This window comes from Arsukibacterium sp., from assembly GCF_033721375.1.
Classification (GTDB): domain Bacteria; phylum Pseudomonadota; class Gammaproteobacteria; order Enterobacterales; family Alteromonadaceae; genus Alishewanella.
Window position 1 is genome coordinate 420,660 of record NZ_JAWWAP010000001.1, and the last position, 17,155, is coordinate 437,814.

Genomic DNA, 17,155 nt, shown 5'->3' on the forward strand with positions numbered 1-17,155 from the left:
AGCCATGGTGGCTGACTGTAACTTATGATGAAAAAATTGTTTTATGATGGCAGCTGTAAGCTGTGCCAGCGCGAAATCAGCGCCCTGGCGCCAAAACTAACTCCTCACCTGCAACTGGTCGACATCAGTCAGAACGGCTTTAGTGGCTTTGCCGGCGTCAGTAAAGGCTCGATGATGCAGCAAATTCATCTATGGGATCAGGATCATTTTATTGTTGGTATTGATGCCAGTCTGCACTACTGGCAGCTGGCAGGCTATCGCAAACTGGTAGCGTTACTGCGTCTGGCGCCCTGCTACTGGCTGGCCAGTAAAGCGTATAGCTACTGGGCCCGAAGCCGGACTAACTGTGCCAAAGGTGATTGTAACCTGTGAAACCGCGCCGCACCGGGCGAAACCGCCCTGTCAGTAAACAACTTGATGCTGCCGACCAGCAGATTTTACGGCTGCATCAGGCGATGGTCGACAAATTGCTGGCCGACCGCTGTGGCCTGCCCGCTATTTATCAGCGGCTGGAGCAACGCTATCAGGCCGGCCAGCTCAGACACAGTGCTTATATTCACTGGCACAGTATCCTTGATTGCATCGATCAGCCGGAACTGTTCCGCCGTGAACTGCTGGACGACGGTGAACGAATGCGTAAATTGCGCCGGCGCACCATCCTTAGCGGCATTTTAACTGAGCAGGAACGTATCGCTCTGCTGTATCCTGAACAGCAGTCGTTGAGCGAGCTGCACAAGCAATAATGAAGTGAGATATGAAACTAATCAAATATCTTGGCTATGCCGGCCTGCTGCCGTTTGCCCTGCTGCCACTGGCGTATCATCTGCAGTGGTATGACTCCGCGCAGTTAGTGCTGCTTTATCAGCTATACAGCGCGCTGATTTTGGGCTTTATGGCAGGTGTGCTCTGGCCAGTGCTGTATCAGCAGGGGCCGGTGCTGCATCAGCAGGAACAGAGCGGAACACCAGATAGCTACAACAGCTATGCACTGCTTGCGGTGAGTTTCCCGGTAGTCAGTATTATCGGTTTGGCATTACTGCCTGGCTACTTCTTATTGTTGCAGGCTTTGCTGTTTGTGCTGCTGCGCCTGGCAGAATGCACCACCGCAATAAACCGGCGCTACAGCAATGGCTACCAAAGCCTGCGTAATGCCCTGACGCTGGTGGTTACCGTAAGCCATTTGGTGATGTTTACGCTGCTGCAGCTGCATGCAGGGTAAAAAGTCAGCGACAATTACCTTGTATTGGCTTATTTGTTCTGGCTTTGGCCGCTTAGCACTGCTTGTACTTTTGGCTCCAGCGAGCTTAAACCGGCAGCGCGGCCAAATGCCAGCGATTCCGTAACGGCTTTACCGTTAACGTCGTGGGCACCGATTGCCAGCAGGGCACCTACTCTGTTGCCTGACGCACAGTGAATCAGTATCTTGTCATCACCTTGCAAATGCTGGTACAGCGCTCTGGCTTTATCAACTGTCACATCGCCGGCCCCGGCAACAGGCAGCGAAATATAAGTCATACCAAGAGCTTCTGCCGCCGCTTGCTCATCAAAAGCAACCGCTTCGTCAGGGCCGCGCAGATTAATAACTTTGCTAACGCCAGCTGCTTTAAGCCTCTTCAGATCGGCCTGCGACGGCTGGCCACCAGTTATCAGATTGGCAGCAGGCTGATTAAAATTATCCGGGATGGCTGAATCTGCCAGGCTTTGCGGGTGATAGCCAATCAACACCAGCCCTACAGCGATTACGGTTAAAATGTGCTTTAGCATTACCATTTTTATGCTCTCCATTAGCGGTTTACAGCCTTTTGTGACTCACAAGCTTTGAATGATTCAAGCTTCGAATGATTATAGTGCATCGGCCACTGCTTAATGCGGATGTTGATTCGTCCGCCACCCCAGAAAAACGATATTCGACAGAACAGATCTACGAAGCATAACTTGGTTTTGTCGTCCATAATATAAGCAACGTTTCTAAGGAAAAACCGACATGTTCAATTGGATTGGCACTCTGGCAGTTGGCTTAACCCTCGTTATTGTTTCCGATATTGCTGTAGCGCAGGACATTGACGGCGTAGTTGAACATCCAATGATTGAGCGTTATCCCGGGCAGGTGATTGCCTGGCAACATGTCGAGAACTACCAACCCTATAAGGTAGCAACAGGCCCTGTAACTGGCTACCGGGCAATTGGCGACTGGATTGAAACAGAGGGCCGGGTCACCAGGACATTTTACAAATACCTGGGCGAAGATAAATCCTATTCTGAGATCTACAAAAACTATCTGGATGCACTGCAGTCTGAGAATTTCGACATCATCGGCGAAGGTATGTCGGCCGATAGAAAAGGTGTCGCTATCGGCTCCGGGCAGTGGCTGGAGGTAACTTTACGTGCCAACCCAATCGCCAAACCTGGCGAGGTGTCGACGCTATTATCAGGTACATCTTCATCAGGAGGCGCTGGGGTAATTGTGGCCAAAAAGGAGCGGGCAGCAGGCACGGCCTATGTTGTTGTCTATGTTGAACAGCACTCAAAGAACTATATAGGCACGCTGATAGATATCGTTGAAGTGGAAGCTGCAAAAACAGGGCTGGTGGCAATTGACGCTGAAGCTATAGGTTCTGACATCGACGAATATGGCCGTGTGGTGTTGGATGGAATTGTCTTTGAATTTGATAAGGCAACGCTGATGTCTGAATCAACACCTGCTCTTGAGGCAATTGTTACCTACCTTAAAGCCAACCCGGATAAACTTTTTTACATAGTCGGACATACCGATTCCAAGGGTACTTACAGTTATAATATTAAGCTATCAGCTGATCGCGCATTGGCCGTAGCAGACGCTCTGATAAACAGGTACGGCATTGCATCGAAAAGGCTTGAGCCCCACGGCGTAGGGCCGCTGGCACCGGCTTTTTCAAATAAGAGTGACAGTGGCAGGGATAGTAACCGAAGAGTTGAGATGGTCGAAAAATAACTGAACTAATCCACTCTTAGATCGTTGTTATTCAGTTACTGAAGCATGCTGTAAATATCGCTTTCATCTTCGGTAAAGCTGCGCATTCTGGCATAGGTATCGTCCAGATCCATATGGGCCGCATGAACTAATTTCACCGGCAACTCATCAAAGTTGCCAGCACTCACCTGCTCCCGGTACACAATCATATAGCGGGCAAGATATAACAGCGTAGGATAAGGCAGCAGGGTGCCGCTACCGGCCGGTTGTTGTTGCCATAATATGGCATCTGCAATTTCATTGGGAAATTTCCAGTATTTTGCCAGTTCACTGCCAGCCATGGTGTAGTCAAAGCCAAACAGCTCAAGCTGCGTTTTACGCCGTGGCGCCCCACCCTCTACCTGCTCATCAATGGTTTTTGCCAGCTCCGGTTCCATTATATGAATAAGATACTCACCAATGCCGTGCAGTAGACCGCAGGTATAGGCAATTTCCGGATCGGCTTTATTTAATTTAGCCAGCCATTTTGCCCGGTTCGCCAACATAAAAGAGCGGTGCCAGTACGCTTTTAAATCGAAGGTAGCCGGCGCTTTAAAGCTGGACACTAAGCCGATAGATAACACCAGAGTGCGTAAAGTATCGCGGCCAAGCACAACCAACGCATCTTTAACCGAGCCAACCTTGCGCTGACGACCAAAGTGCACCGAATTGGCTAAACGCAGTACCTTAGCGGTAATGGCCTGATCATTGCTGATAATAGTGGCTAGCTTATCAGTCGATGTTTCCTCATCGTGTATAGTGGCGATTAGCTTTTGCAGCACTTCAGGAATACTGGGTAAGTTAGTTGCCTGCTCTATCATTTGCTTCATGGTGATATAAATTCCACTACTTAACAGAAAATGCGCGGTTGTACTGAGCTTAATGGCTGTAAACTGACTTCACAAGCTGCCATTGCGCTAATTTTATCTGACGCCGGTAATTGCCAGAAGTTAAAACGGCATAGGGTATTGCCTGAGATACCGACTGATATCTTCAATTACCGCCTGATTGAGCGTTACACTAAAGGCCGCAATATTTTGCTGCAGCTGGGCCATGCTGGTAGCCCCGATAATAGTAGCGGTAACACCCTCAACCTGATTGACCCAGGCTAAAGCCAGTGCCGCCGGGTCCAGCTGATGGCTGGCTGCCAGCTCGGTAAACGCCGCTACTGCTCTTTCAGACTCTGGCGTATCACGAAACAGGCCGTGGCGCTGTAACATGCTCCAGCGGCTACCTTCTGGCCGCGCGCCATTCAGGTATTTGCCCGTTAAAGCCCCACCCGCCAGCGGCGACCAGGGCAAATAAGCAATATTTTCATGCTGGCATTGTTCGATTAAATACGGCCAGTCTTTGGTATGGAGCAAGCTGAATTCATTTTGAATTGACACCATCTTCGGCAAATTGTGCTCAGCACTGAGTTTAAGATACTGGCTAATCCCCCATGGGGTTTCATTTGATAAACCGCAAAAGCGGATTTTGCCGGCATTAACGCAGTTTTGCAGCGCCTGCAGCAACCCCAGTATTTGTTCAGTCTGCTGCGCGCCGCTGACCTCAGAAAAGCCAATATGGCCAACGGCGTGCCTGCCAAAGTGCGGTGATACCCGGTTAGGCCAGTGCAACTGATACAAATCCAGATAGTCCGTTTGCAATCGTTTTAACGAGTCATCGACGGCCTGTTGTAAAGTAGCTGGCGTCATTTCACCGCCGCCGCGAATGTACGACAAGCCACTACCGGCCATTTTGCTGGCCAGAATAATTTTCTGACGCTTATCGCGATTGCGACTGAGCCAGTTGCCAATTATTTGCTCGGTGGCACCGTACGACTCAGCTGTTGGCGGCACCGAATACATCTCAGCAGTATCAATAAAATTAACACCCTGCGCCAGGGCATACGCCAGCTGCTCATCGGCATCTTGCTGGCTATTCTGGGTGCCCCAGGTCATGGTGCCCAGACACACCCGGGATACCTCTATGTTACTGCTGCCAAGTACTGAATATTGCATAAATAATCCGTTGTTAATTCTTTAGTTCAGCTTTATAAAGACGATAAATAAGCGACTTTTGCCGCGCGCTGACCAGGGTTACAATGCTGTTTGTCCGTTTACTGCCGGGGTTTCAGGCCGGTGAACTTGTTCGGGCACAACCGCCTGCGCCGTCATTTTTTCCTGCGCCAGTTCTTTATCGTCCTGATCGGGGCTGACCCCATCCTGCGGTTGTTGCTGACCGGTGTAGCATAAACGGATTAACATTGGAAAGTGGTCTGAGCCGATGGATGGCAAGCGCTTTATCTGTTGCAGGGTAAAATGACTGCTGTGAAACAAATGATCCAGCGGCCAGCGCATAAACGGGTAATCAGCATGAAAGCTGTTATACATGCCCCGGCCAACCCTGGGGTCAAGCAGGCCACTGATTTTACGAAACAGGCGGGTTGTTTCAGACCAGGCGACATCATTTAAGTCGCCAGCGACAATAACCGGTGTTTTAACCTGTTTAACACTGGCAGCAACCACCAGCAATTCGGCATCCCGCTCTGCTGAACTGGCATTTTCAGTGGGGCTTGGCGGTGCCGGATGCAGAAAATGCACGGCAATCCGACTGCCATCACTTAATTCGGCCTCAGCATGCACCGAAGGCACCCCCTGCTCCACCAGAAACTGTAACGACGGATTGTGCAGTGGCAAGCGCGAATAAACATGCATACCATATAAATTGTCCAGCGGGCACTTAACACTGTGGGGATAGTCGCTACTGAGCTGATCCAGCTGTTGCTGCCACCAGTCATCCGATTCAAGCGTTACCAGGATATCCGGCTGATGCTGGTGGACTAAATCAATTAATGCCTGTGCATTGCGATTAGTGGCCAGCACATTGGCGTTAAGTATGGCAATGCAGGGGTTGGTATTGTCAGCCGCTGCCGTCATGACTTCTTTGCGAAATAACGGGGTAAAAGGCACTATCCACCACAATTGAAACAACAAGCAGCCACCACTTAACAGCAGCATTGACCACTGACTAAACTGGCTTAAATCCAGCAGCAGCAACTGTGCCACCGCAATAACCGATGCCAGTGCAGCCAGTTGCAGCCGCGGGAAATCCAGCCCACGCACCCACCATATTTCAGTCCGCCATAACGGCAGCAGCGTCAATACTGCAATCAGCAGGCTGGCCAGCCACAATCCTGATACCATTACCAAATCCTGTTAAAAACCATACTCTGCCACTTTAGGGGCTTAGCCGCTAAAATGCCAGCGTTCCCCCGGTACAGCTCACAATAAATTGCCCGAATAAAAACGCCACCCGCAGGTGGCGTTTTGCTTACTCAATTATGTTACAGGGTTAAATCTTCTACCGGATAACCCAGCGCTTCCAGCTCTGGCCGCAGCACTGCTGAGTCTCCCACCACCACTATCACCATATTTTTTGGATCAAAGTGTTGTTTTGCCAGCTGATTTATATCCTGTTTGCTGATGTTGGCAATAATAGCATTACGCTCATCAACAAAGGTTGGCGCTAAATCATGCTGCAGAATTTGCGCTAAAAAGCCCAGCTTGGCATTGGGCGTTTCATATTTTAACGCATCACGCTGATTCAGTGCCCGGCGCATAAATGCCAGCTCTGGATCTGTCACACCATCAGCACTGAAGCGGTTCAGCTCATCGATAAATTCTTTTACCGACGCGGCAGTAGCGTCAGCCCGAACCGCAGCAGAGGCAACAAAAACTCCGGTATAGCTATCAGCGTTAAAACCGGTGCGGGCGCCATAAGTGTAGCCCTTGTCTTCCCGCAGATTCAGGTTGATCCGGCTGTTAAAGTTGCCGCCGACAGTAAAGTTAGCCAGACCGGTTTTAAAATACTCGCCGGTAATGTCTTCCGATAAACTGCGTTTGCCAATCCGGATTTCAGACTGTGGTGAGTCATCTTTATGCACCAGGTAAATTACCGAGCCACGGCTGGTATCAGCGGGCACCTGGACATTGACCGCCGGGGCTTTACCGGTAAACGTGGTCAGTGGTTTAATCGCCTGTTGTAGTGTGTCTTTGGCAAGGTCTGACACCACAATTAACTGGCCGCCATCAGGCTTAAAGTGGCTCTGATAATAGGCTTTGACATCTTCCAGGCTCAGGTTAGTAACGCTGGCCAGAGTGCCACCACCTGGCTGACCTAAAATACTGTCGCCATACATCAGCTTACGAAAGGCATTACTCGCCAGGTAACCTGCATTTTTCTCTGACTGCTGAATGCCCTGCAACCGTTGCTGTTTCAGGCGGTTAAAGTCATCTTCATTAAACGCCGGTCGCAGCATCTTTTCCATCAGCAGGTCGATAGTTTTATCCAGATTTTTGCTCAGGCTTAACACATACAGCTGAATATGTTCATCACTGGCACTGATACTGATATAGCTGCCAAGCTTTTCCAACTCCAGCGCAATTTCTTCACCGCTGAAGTTAGTTGTGTCTTCATTCAGCATGGCGGTTAACATGCTGCTTAAACCGGTTTTATCCGGGCTTTCGTAATACAGGCCGCTGTTCAGCTTTAACAACATCGCAGTAGTTGGCGTTTCATCGCTGGCTGCGCCTAATACTTTAATGCCATTGTCCAGGCTGCTTTGCCAGTATGCTGGCACGGTAACAGCAGGGTTTACTCCGGCCTGCGGCTCGACACTGCGATCAAAATCATCGGTAGCGCGACGAACCTGCAAATCATCAGCGCTGGTTTGCGATGGACCACCAAAATCCAGAACTTCAGGGCTGAAGTTATCAGCGGCGGCAATTAAATCCAGTTTGCCACGTGGCACTACTGACATCACAACCGAACCTTTACCTTTAAGGTAAGTATTGTAAACCCGCATTACATCTTCTTTGGTTACCTTGTTAACCCGGTTTAAATCATTTTGCAGATTATCCGGGTTGCCGGTCAGGGTTTCATTGATCGCTAACTGGCTGACTTTGCCCGACACACTTTGCAGGCCATAAATGGTGTTAGCTTCCATTTGTGCTTTAACTTTTAATAAGTCGTCGTCATTGACACCACGTTGTTCAAACTCAGCCAGACTTTCCCGGATCAGCGCTTCAATATCAGCCAGGTTTTTACCTGATGCCGGGTGCGGCAGCGCCAGTAAATTAAAAGTACAAGCCAGTTCAGCACAAGGATGATTAACATTCGCCTGCACTGCTATCTGAGTTTTTACCAGGTTTTTATAGAAAATTGAGTTTTTGCCACCACCGAGGATCTCTGCCAGTACATCCAGCGCAGCTTCGTCTTCATGACGCAGGTATACCGTGGGGTACGACATATAAATCAGTGGTAAATGAACGTTGTCTTCCATCGAGATATAACGGTCACTGTCCAGCGACACTGGCTGCTTCGGCGCTGCGGTAACTTCCGGGCCGCGCGGAATAGAACCAAAATACTGCTGCACTAAAGGCAGTACTTCATTAGCCGTAACCGCACCACCTATGGTCACAGTCGCATTATTAGGGCCGTACCAGCGCAGGAAAAAAGCTTTTACGTCATTAACATTGGCCCGGTTTAAATCGTCCATGTAGCCAATCACCGGCCACGAATAAGGATGACCAACCGGATACAATGCCTGAGAAACCCGCTCGCCTAACCGGCCATAAGGGCGGTTATCTACCCGCTGACCACGTTCGTTTTTAACGGTCTCGCGTTGTACTTCAAATTTTTGTTCAGTTACCGCATCCAGTAAAAAGCCCATCCGGTCTGCTTCTAACCACAACATTTTTTCCAGCTGGTTTGACGGCACCGTCTGGAAATAATTGGTACGGTCTGAGTTCGTGGTGCCGTTTAAGGTACCACCGGCTTCGGTAACAATCCGAAAATGCTCTTCATCACCAACGTTCTCAGATCCCTGAAACATCATATGTTCGAAAAAGTGCGCAAAACCCGATTTACCCAGCTCTTCGCGGGCAGAACCGACATGGTAAGTCACGTCAACATGGACCAGCGGATCGGAATGATCTTCATGCACGATAACAGTCAAACCATTTTCCAGCTGGTATTTTTTGTATGGTACCGACACGCCATTTTTTTGCTGGGTATGTTCAGTTATCAGCTTAACGCCTTGTGGCAGCTGAGGTGCAGAGGGTTGCTGACTGCAGGCGCTGATACCGGCGACCAGGCTCATCGCCAGTACAATTTTAGATAGTTTCAAAGCAGATTCTCCAGATGATTTCTTGTTGTCATTTTATTTACAAGCGCATGGTAAGTGTTAAAACCCCCGGAGTCATCAGCCTGGTAATATTTTGAAACACTTTAGCGACTATTTGCGGCCAATGGCATTATTTTGCGGTTTGAAGTTGCTGTGCCAGCCAGGCAAAGGCCTGTTGTTGCTGCTCGGCATTAAATTCATGGCCAAGCTGGGGCCACAGTTTTGTGCTCAGCGCCTCTGGGGCAGCGTAGGCCTGCCAGACCTGCGCCATCTGCTGGTACGCCTCTGTTACCCCGGCAGCAGGCATCAGTTTGTCTTTGCCGCCATTAATAAACAACATGGCTTTAGGTGCAGCCAGGCTGGCGACATCCGGAATATCCAGTTGTGCCGCCAGACCGGGATGCAACATATAAAAAGCTGAATTACCGCTTACTAAATTCCCCCCCGGCACCAGTAAATGCTGATAACGATTGAGCCAGGCCACCGCCACCGCAGCTTTAATATCGTCAGTTAATGCCGCCAGCTGCCAGGCCCGGAACGCCCCCATCGAAAACCCCAGTGCCGCAACCCGCGTATTGTCGACGACTGGCAATTGCCTGATAAAACGCACCAATTGCAGATCTTCGTATGCCGCCATACCTGCCAGTGAGCGCCCCATCAACAAGAAGTTACTGGCCAGTGCCTGTTGCTGACTAAACTCTACTGGCCCACGATCACTCCAGCCCAGGGTATCGGCCGCCACCACCAGATAGCCCTGCTTTGCCAGTTCATCGCCCACAAAGTTGCCGGAAAAATAACGCTCACTCCACTGGCTGGCGCTGGTAAGTTTTGGGTCATCGGCAAAGGGCCGGATCATTTTTTCTTTGCCGATATCAAAGCGGGCACCGTGATCATGCAGCAACAATATGGCGGGCAGCGCCCCGATAGGCTTGGCCGGTAGCTCCGGCCGTAACAACAACAGACTGACTCTGCTGTAAGTGGTTAATTGAAGTGACCACAGTTCAGCCTGATAACCATCCCGCAGCTCAGTTTTAAGAAGTACCGGCGCAAAATCGACGTCTTGCTGCGGCCACATTAAACTCTGGCGTAATAGAGCGCGGCCGTTTGCCCGCCACTTTGCCGGATCAGCAAAATTGCCTGCGCCCCAACTCGCCGGATAAGGTTGTTGCTGCTGTAACTGCAGATAAAAATCAGGCAGTGCTGTGCCGGGCAGCAGTGTACTGACACTGGCCGTTTTCTCAGCAGCAACAATTGCAGCTGACCAACTCACCGATAAAACCAAAAGCAGCAAATATTTCATAGCGTAACCTTAGCCAGATAGCAGACAGCAGTATGGCGTTACAGTAGCGCAGCAAAGCGGTTGATGACAGGTGCCATCAACGGTTAATTCCATATACGAAGCGTTTCAGCTGTTATTTATAAAAGCGCTTGAATCAGCTGCGGTCAGCGCTTAGCGTGAGACATTCTGAACGGAGCTTACTTATGGCAGCTTTACCTGTGTTACTGCTGATAGTCTGTATAGTGTTACCAGCGTCTGCTATTGCAAATACTGCTGAGGCAGCCTGGCAACACTATTACCGGCAATCAGAACATACCCGGCAACACGATGATACCGTTCTTGCAGCGGAGCTAGTGCAGCTCGAACAACAAACAGCAGCAAAACCTGCAGCCAGCCGCCGTTTTGGTTTTGATACCGATGCGCCGCCAAGCTGGTATCAGACTGCCGCTGGCAAAGCGCTGCTTAGCAGCATGCTTAGTCTGCAAACACCGTCAGGCGGCTGGTCAAAGCGCACCGATATGAGCCAGCCGCGCCAGCCAGGCCAACATTTCGGCGTAGAGCCGGCATACGTTCCAACCTTTGATAACAGCGCTACTACCACCCAGTTGCAAGTGCTGGCCCGGGCGTATACCGCTACCGGCAACCCGGACTATGCCGCGGCTTTTTATCGCGGGTTACAGCTTGTTTTCCAGGCACAGTATCCGAATGGGGGCTGGCCGCAAACCTATCCGCTACGCGGGGGTTATCATGATCATATCACGCTGAATGATGGCGTTATGGCCGACATTTTGAACCTGCTGCTGGATATCAGCCAGCAGACGACTGATTTTGCTTTTGTCAGCGAAAATATCCGGCAACAGGCTCGTCAGCATTTTGCCGCTGGCGTGGCGTTACTGCTGCAACTGCAGGTTAACACCGGCGACCGCTTAACGATATGGGCCGGCCAGTACCATCATCGCACGCTTGCTCCGGCTGCTGCCCGAGCCTATGAAATGGTCGCTCTGGCCAGTGCCGAAAGTGCCGCTATTACCGAACTGCTAATGCGGATAGCCAAACCCGAACCAGCGATTGCTAATGCCGTAACCCAGGCGGCTAACTGGTTCCTGCAAAACCAGTTGGCCAATCTTTACTGGCACCCGGTTGACCGGGTGTTAGTGGCTAAACCTGGCAGTCACCGCATCTGGCCACGGTTTGCCGAAATTGGCAGTAATAAGGCGCTGTTTGCCGATCGCGACGGTAGAATACTTTACGACGTGCATCAGGTCTCGCTGGAACGCCGTCAGGGCTACGCCTGGTATACCGCCACCCCTGAGCAGACTCTGCAACTGTATCAGCAATGGCAAACTGCGCACTGAACCTGTACCAGCACCTGAATGTAAATTTTATTCCGCTTTACTTGGTTAAAAACCAACCTGCCTGCTACGCTTAGCCAGACAATGCTAAGCTGCTAAATTATATTTAGTTTATATAGATCCAACTCAGTTCGGGTAAGTGCCAGCCAGTACTATTAATTAAAGGTCAGGGAGACAAGCGTGAAAGTAGTAATGCGGTTTTTATCGGAGCTACGCCGGCGTAAAGTTATCCAAACCCTTATACCTTTTCTGGGCCTGATTTGGCTGCTGCTACAGATTATCGCCGTTGTTACCCCACTTTTAAATTTAAGCCCCTTTGTTGCCACCAGCCTGACTATTTTTCTGTTTGCCTGTTTTCCGGTGGTGTTTTACCTTGCCTGGTATTTTGATATTACCCCGCAGGGCATTAAAGTTACTGCCGTTGATTACAGCGAACACCCCAAGCCACTGGGGCTTAAATGGTGGCTGGGTTTAAGCGTGGTAATAGTTGGCTCGTTAATGCTGGGTCTGCATTATTTCGACAACGCCCGCACCGACTATGTAAAACGCACTGAAGGCCTGGTAAACAATGTAAAAGCCAGCTCTATAGCTGTTTTGCCATTTCGCGATCAAAGCCCTGAAAGTGACCAGCAGTATCTGGCGGCCGGCGTTACCGAAGAGCTGGCCAGTTTACTTGGCCAGGTCGCGGGTTTACAGGTGGCATCGGCCAGCGCTGGCTTCAGCCTGGCCCGGCAGAACCTGCTGCCGGTGGATATTGCCAGACGGCTGAAGGTTGATACCTTACTGAGTGGCAGCATTCATAAAATTGGTAATCAAATCCGGCTGCGGGTAGAGCTGATTAATGCCGAAGACGGCATGACCTTATGGAGCCAGAGCTTTTCCCGGGAGCTTACTGATATTTTTGCGGTAGAAACCGAAATTGCCCGGGCCATTGCCAACTTGCTGCAACAGCGCTACCTGGAAGCCGGCAGCCTGACCAGCCTTAACAGCACCGCCAGCAGCGATGCCTATATGATGTACCTGCGCGGCCGCGAGCAGTATCGCTTGCAAACCACTGAATCTATAAAAGAAGCCCGACGGTTATTTGAACAGGCCATTGCACTCGACCCGGAATATGCTATGGCTTATGTTGCTTTGGCAGACACCATTATTTTACTGGCCGAAGGCAGCGCCAGTTTTGGCGTATTAAAAGCTGATATTGCTGCAACGTTAGCCGAGCAACATCTGGCAAAAGCATTGGTAAGAGCCCCTGAGCTAGCCGAAGCCCACGCGATACGAGGCTTGTTGCTGTTTTATCTGCTAAGTAATTACGATGCTGCACTGCCGGCGCTGGATAAAGCCCTTAGCCTGAACCCTAATTTAGCCCAGGCCCATTTATGGCGTTTTGCGGCGCTGGAGCAGCTGGGCCGGAGCCAGGATGCCTGGCAGGCATTGCAGCAAGCATACAAACTCGACCCGATAGCGATTACCCATCAATATAATCTGGCGTTGAAACTGGCTGAACGCGGCGAGCTTGCCGCCGCTAAAGAGCAATACCAGCAGCTGATTACCGATTTTCCAGGCTCAGCAGCGGGATATCTTGGTTTGGCCAGGCTAAATAGCACTTTTGCTTCTACGGATACGCCGATACTGAATCAAATCGAAAACAACGCTTTACTCAGCGATATTGAGCCACAACTACTGCAGGACATCAAAGCACTGGGATGGCAGAAAAAGTAAGCACCCAGACGCCCTGCATTAAGCAACTACCGGCGCAGTTTAAACACGGCAGCATCGACGCTGCGTTGCATAACCACCTGCAACAGCACGGTTTGATGGGCGGTAAACAGCCAGTCAATATCATCGGGTTGCAACTTGATGCCGGCAGTGGCGCTGGCCGCGACACTGGCATAGCCTACTGGCTGGCGGGGTGGCTTATAATGCGGCTCGGCGTTAAAACTAAGATACAACTGGTTAAGCTGATAGCGCTGGCGCAACTCGTTCAGGCTGGCCAGATTAAAATACAATGCGCGGTTAGCGCCATTATCACTATATGCATGCACGCCACATAAAAACTGCTGATATAACTGCTGCTCAAACTTCTCATCTTTTTTACCGGTACGGTAAAATTCAACAAAATAGTCCTGCACATTATTGGCAAGATGATCAGTCAGCTGACACACCACCTGACTGCGCTGTGGGCTTTTGCCGATCACGGTCGGGTCAAGTGCATTGATCTGTTGCTGCCAGTTAAAACTGTCGGCCAGCGGCTGATAATCGGTATCCTCTACCTGCAGCGCCTTCTCCAGAACAGTTCGGGTAAGCGGGTTGTTAGGACCTTTATCTTTAAATACCAGAGTACCGTGGTTTTCGTTATCCAGAATAGCCAGTGCGATATCACCTTTGCTGCGGCTGAAATGCAAGCTGCCGGGCAAGACACATTGCTGCTCATCCAGTGCCACGGTGATCCGGCTGCAATTGAGATTAGCGCCGCTGATCCGCACCGTGCCATCGGAGCCGGCTTCATTGGCAATGGCGCTGATACCGGAGTAACCGGTATTGCCAATCATTACCGTGGCCAGAATTTTGCCAGCGCCGTACCAGTTTTCATTAGCGAACAGGTCGTTAAGCGCCAGCTGCTGGGTATAGGGCGAAGCCAGCTCCAAGCCTTTAAGAATTTGGGTGCCGGTTTGAAAGCCCGGCTGACCCCAGCCTTTTACCGCCCGGCCAAAAAAGCTACGACCTTTATGGGCTAAATGCGAGCCGAAATTAGCCGGCGCCATCATTACAAAGCGTTTGACCGGATTATGGCTGGCGGTGTAAAACTGGGTAAGCCATTGCCTTGCGACTAAGGAGCCGGTGCTATGCACGACCAGATCAACAGTGCGATCGCCGGTCGGCAGGCCCATTTCATGCCAGGCCCGTTGCATGGCGGTGGCTAAATCGGTATAGGTAACATCGTCGTGCATTGACAGCCAGTCGCCCAGATGTAAATGCACGGTTTTTTTATTGGGGAGTTGTTTGATAAATTTACTGATCGCGGCAAAAGAGCGACTGTTGTCGCTCCAGCCATGCAGAATAATAACCGGGTTGTCCATGACGTCTTCCTTGTTGCTCACCGGAAAACCAGACATCACCCGCTTAGCAGCAGATCTTGGCTACATTTTAAAAACCAGATTAGTATAGCAGGCTTTGCTAATAGCCTTTACTTTGCAGAAAATTCAGCGCAGCAACTATCGCAGCAACCTGGGCACTAATACATTGCTCCGGGCTGGCATTGGGGCTGTCGGGGTAAACCTCGGTGGTAGTGACATAAGGTGCGTCAGTTATCCCGCCGCATAAACCCAGCGATTTTTTCGGGTAGTTAACCACCCCGGGCTGGCTTATCGGCTCACCGATTAAGCAGTTATTAGCATCAGCTGGCGCAATTTGAGTCACCTTGCTTACCGCCAGGTTAATGGCTTGCTGGAAATCAGCAGCCGGCTTTTCGCTGTCGCCGACTAAATAAAAGCCATCAGGGATATCCCAGTTAGTATTGACCTCACCATCCCGTGCCGCTTTGGCAGGCCGGAACTCGCTGTTGTCGGAATCGGTAGTTTCGTGTAAATCAATATGGGCCAGCACCGGCAAACTTAACTGCTGCAAAAAGTTAACCACTGCGGCCGATTCCGCTACCGGGCTGTCAGCAGTAAAATTGCGGTTAGGGTCAAGCGCCAGCGGGTTCCAGCGGTTTATTGTTTCATAGCCCCAGGGGCTGATGCAGGGCAATACCACTATATTAAAATGATCACTGTAATTCGCCGCTTCAGTTTGTAAAAAACGAATGGCGCCCTGCACCCCGCTGGTTTCATAGCCGTGCACGCCACCGGTAACGAGTACCGTCACTTTGTCAGCGTTTAAGCCATTACTGAATGCAAACAGCGGGTAACAGTCTGCGCCATACTGACGATAATCCAGTTCGCCATATTGCTGAGCGCTAAAGCCCGGAGCAACCTGTTCCAGGCGGCCAAGCACCTGTTGCTGATAGCTGCGCTGAATTTGCTGACGGGCCAGCCACTGAGCGTTTTCTGCCGGCCCCCATGGCTGTCCTGCTACCCCGATATCGTATTCCTGGCTATTCGTCATGCTGTTCTCTCCTGTTCACCTGTGCCGTTACGCTAACGTGTTTTGCCACGACAGGCAATTGACTGTCGGTACGTACCCAAGCCTTCGCGTTTAGCTGTTCGCTGAGCTCAGTTATCAGTTCGTTGTGCTTACAACCTGCTAAAACTTGTTATGTTCTAATTTGTCGAATAAACCTGCCACTATTATCAGATAGCCGCCAGCGCCCCAGTTGGCTAAAGTTAACCCTGATGCAATTATGAAGCAGGAGTCTGAGATGGGGTTACTGGTTAACGGAAACTGGCAGGACAAATGGTATGACACTGACAGCAACGATGGCGAATTTAAGCGGGAAAGCGCCCAGCTGCGCAACTGGGTAACCAGTGACGGCAGCGCCGGGCCGACTGGTGAAGCGGGTTTTAAAGCAGAAAAAGACCGTTACCATCTGTATGTGTCACTGGCCTGTCCGTGGGCGCATCGCACCCTGATTTTTCTGCAATTAAAAGATCTGACAGACTACATCAGCGTATCGGTTGTCAGTCCGGATATGCTGGAGCATGGCTGGGAGTTTGATAAAAGTAATCATAGCACCGGCGACACGCTGTTTGATCATGACTATCTGCATCAGGTTTATACCAGACACCAGTCTGATTACACCGGCCGGGTTACCGTGCCAGTGCTTTGGGACAAACAGCAAAACCGTATTGTCAGTAACGAGTCAGCTGATATTATCCGGATGCTTAATACTGCTTTTAACGCGCTTACCGGCAATAACAACGACTTTTATCCGGCAGATTTACAGCCGCAGATTAATGAGATTAATGAACTGGTTTACAACAATATCAATAATGGCGTGTATCGCTGTGGTTTTGCCACCAGTCAGCAAGCTTATGAAAAAGCCTACCAGCAGTTGTTTACTGCTCTTGATAAAATAGAAGCACTGCTAAGCCGGCAGCGTTATTTAACCGGAGCGCTGATTACTGAAGCGGACTGGCGCTTATTTACCACCCTTATCCGCTTTGATGCCGTTTACCATGGCCACTTTAAGTGCAATAAACAACGGCTGGCCGACTACCCTAACCTGTCTGGCTTTAGCCGTGAGCTTTATCAGTGGCCGGGAGTGGCTGATACCGTTAATTTTTATCATATTAAACGCCATTACTATTACAGCCATACCATGATTAACCCAAGCCAGATTGTGCCGGTTGGCCCGGACATCGATTATCTGGCAGCGCATGGTCGGGATGGTTAATAAATTTGCCGGACGAAGATAAATATATCAATAA

The 17,155-nt window shown here is 50.4% G+C and carries 15 protein-coding genes; 7 read left to right on the forward strand and 8 right to left on the reverse strand.

Translation table 11 applies throughout. The annotated features are described in order from the left end of the window. The first annotated feature begins 24 nt into the window (after positions 1–24). From R3187_RS01950 to R3187_RS01960, 3 genes are read left to right on the forward strand one after another with little or no spacing between them, the layout of a single operon-like run. Positions 25–372 (forward strand): DUF393 domain-containing protein, encoded by a 348-nt coding sequence (locus R3187_RS01950; protein WP_318965011.1) that lies wholly within the window; start codon positions 25–27, stop codon positions 370–372. Next, positions 369–743, forward strand: coding sequence for a hypothetical protein (locus R3187_RS01955; RefSeq protein ID WP_318965012.1), 375 nt, complete (start codon positions 369–371; stop codon positions 741–743). Before R3187_RS01950 ends, R3187_RS01955 begins: the two co-directional genes overlap by 4 nt. A gap of 11 nt (positions 744–754) precedes the next feature. Beyond that, the gene (locus tag R3187_RS01960) at positions 755–1,219 is read left to right on the forward strand and encodes a DUF3429 family protein (RefSeq protein WP_318965013.1); all 465 of its coding nucleotides are present in this window, start codon (positions 755–757) and stop codon (positions 1,217–1,219) included. Positions 1,220–1,248: 29 nt separating this feature from the next. On the opposite strand, the gene R3187_RS01965 is transcribed toward R3187_RS01960, so the two are convergent. Beyond that, entirely contained in the window at positions 1,249–1,770 is a 522-nt protein-coding gene (locus tag R3187_RS01965) for a beta-lactamase hydrolase domain-containing protein (protein ID WP_318965014.1), read from the reverse strand. Between the two features lie 214 nt (positions 1,771–1,984). Between R3187_RS01965 and R3187_RS01970 the strand changes: the two genes are divergently transcribed. After that, a complete protein-coding gene (locus R3187_RS01970) occupies positions 1,985–2,971 on the forward strand; it encodes an OmpA family protein (protein WP_318965015.1) in 987 nt (328 codons plus the stop codon). Positions 2,972–3,006: 35 nt separating this feature from the next. Here R3187_RS01970 and R3187_RS01975 read toward each other — a convergent pair whose 3' ends face one another. From R3187_RS01975 to R3187_RS01995, 5 genes are all read right to left on the reverse strand, one after another. Then, positions 3,007–3,819 (reverse strand): HDOD domain-containing protein, encoded by an 813-nt coding sequence (locus tag R3187_RS01975; RefSeq protein ID WP_318965016.1) that lies wholly within the window; start codon positions 3,817–3,819, stop codon positions 3,007–3,009. A 120-nt stretch (positions 3,820–3,939) separates the two neighbouring features. Then, positions 3,940–4,992 (reverse strand): aldo/keto reductase, encoded by a 1,053-nt coding sequence (locus R3187_RS01980; protein ID WP_318965017.1) that lies wholly within the window; start codon positions 4,990–4,992, stop codon positions 3,940–3,942. Positions 4,993–5,070: 78 nt separating this feature from the next. Next, positions 5,071–6,177, reverse strand: a complete 1,107-nt coding sequence (locus R3187_RS01985; RefSeq protein WP_318965018.1) for an endonuclease/exonuclease/phosphatase family protein — start codon at positions 6,175–6,177, stop codon at positions 5,071–5,073. A gap of 140 nt (positions 6,178–6,317) precedes the next feature. After that, on the reverse strand, positions 6,318–9,161 hold the full coding sequence (locus R3187_RS01990) for a pitrilysin family protein (RefSeq protein ID WP_318965019.1): 2,844 nt from the start codon (positions 9,159–9,161) through the stop codon (positions 6,318–6,320). 127 nt (positions 9,162–9,288) lie between these two features. Next, on the reverse strand, positions 9,289–10,428 hold the full coding sequence (locus R3187_RS01995; protein WP_318965020.1) for a dienelactone hydrolase family protein: 1,140 nt from the start codon (positions 10,426–10,428) through the stop codon (positions 9,289–9,291). A gap of 212 nt (positions 10,429–10,640) precedes the next feature. Between R3187_RS01995 and pelA the strand changes: the two genes are divergently transcribed. After that, on the forward strand, positions 10,641–11,792 hold the full coding sequence (gene pelA / locus R3187_RS02000) for a pectate lyase (RefSeq protein WP_318965021.1): 1,152 nt from the start codon (positions 10,641–10,643) through the stop codon (positions 11,790–11,792). A 177-nt stretch (positions 11,793–11,969) separates the two neighbouring features. After that, positions 11,970–13,508, forward strand: coding sequence for a tetratricopeptide repeat protein (locus tag R3187_RS02005; RefSeq protein ID WP_318965022.1), 1,539 nt, complete (start codon positions 11,970–11,972; stop codon positions 13,506–13,508). 26 nt (positions 13,509–13,534) lie between these two features. On the opposite strand, the gene R3187_RS02010 is transcribed toward R3187_RS02005, so the two are convergent. Together R3187_RS02010 and R3187_RS02015 are read right to left on the reverse strand one after the other, a co-directional pair. After that, positions 13,535–14,866, reverse strand: coding sequence for an esterase/lipase family protein (locus R3187_RS02010; RefSeq protein ID WP_318965023.1), 1,332 nt, complete (start codon positions 14,864–14,866; stop codon positions 13,535–13,537). A gap of 97 nt (positions 14,867–14,963) precedes the next feature. Next, a complete protein-coding gene (locus R3187_RS02015; protein WP_318965024.1) occupies positions 14,964–15,893 on the reverse strand; it encodes a M14 family metallocarboxypeptidase in 930 nt (309 codons plus the stop codon). A gap of 253 nt (positions 15,894–16,146) precedes the next feature. Between R3187_RS02015 and R3187_RS02020 the strand changes: the two genes are divergently transcribed. Beyond that, on the forward strand, positions 16,147–17,121 hold the full coding sequence (locus R3187_RS02020; protein ID WP_318965025.1) for a glutathione S-transferase family protein: 975 nt from the start codon (positions 16,147–16,149) through the stop codon (positions 17,119–17,121). Positions 17,122–17,155: the final 34 nt, after the last annotated feature.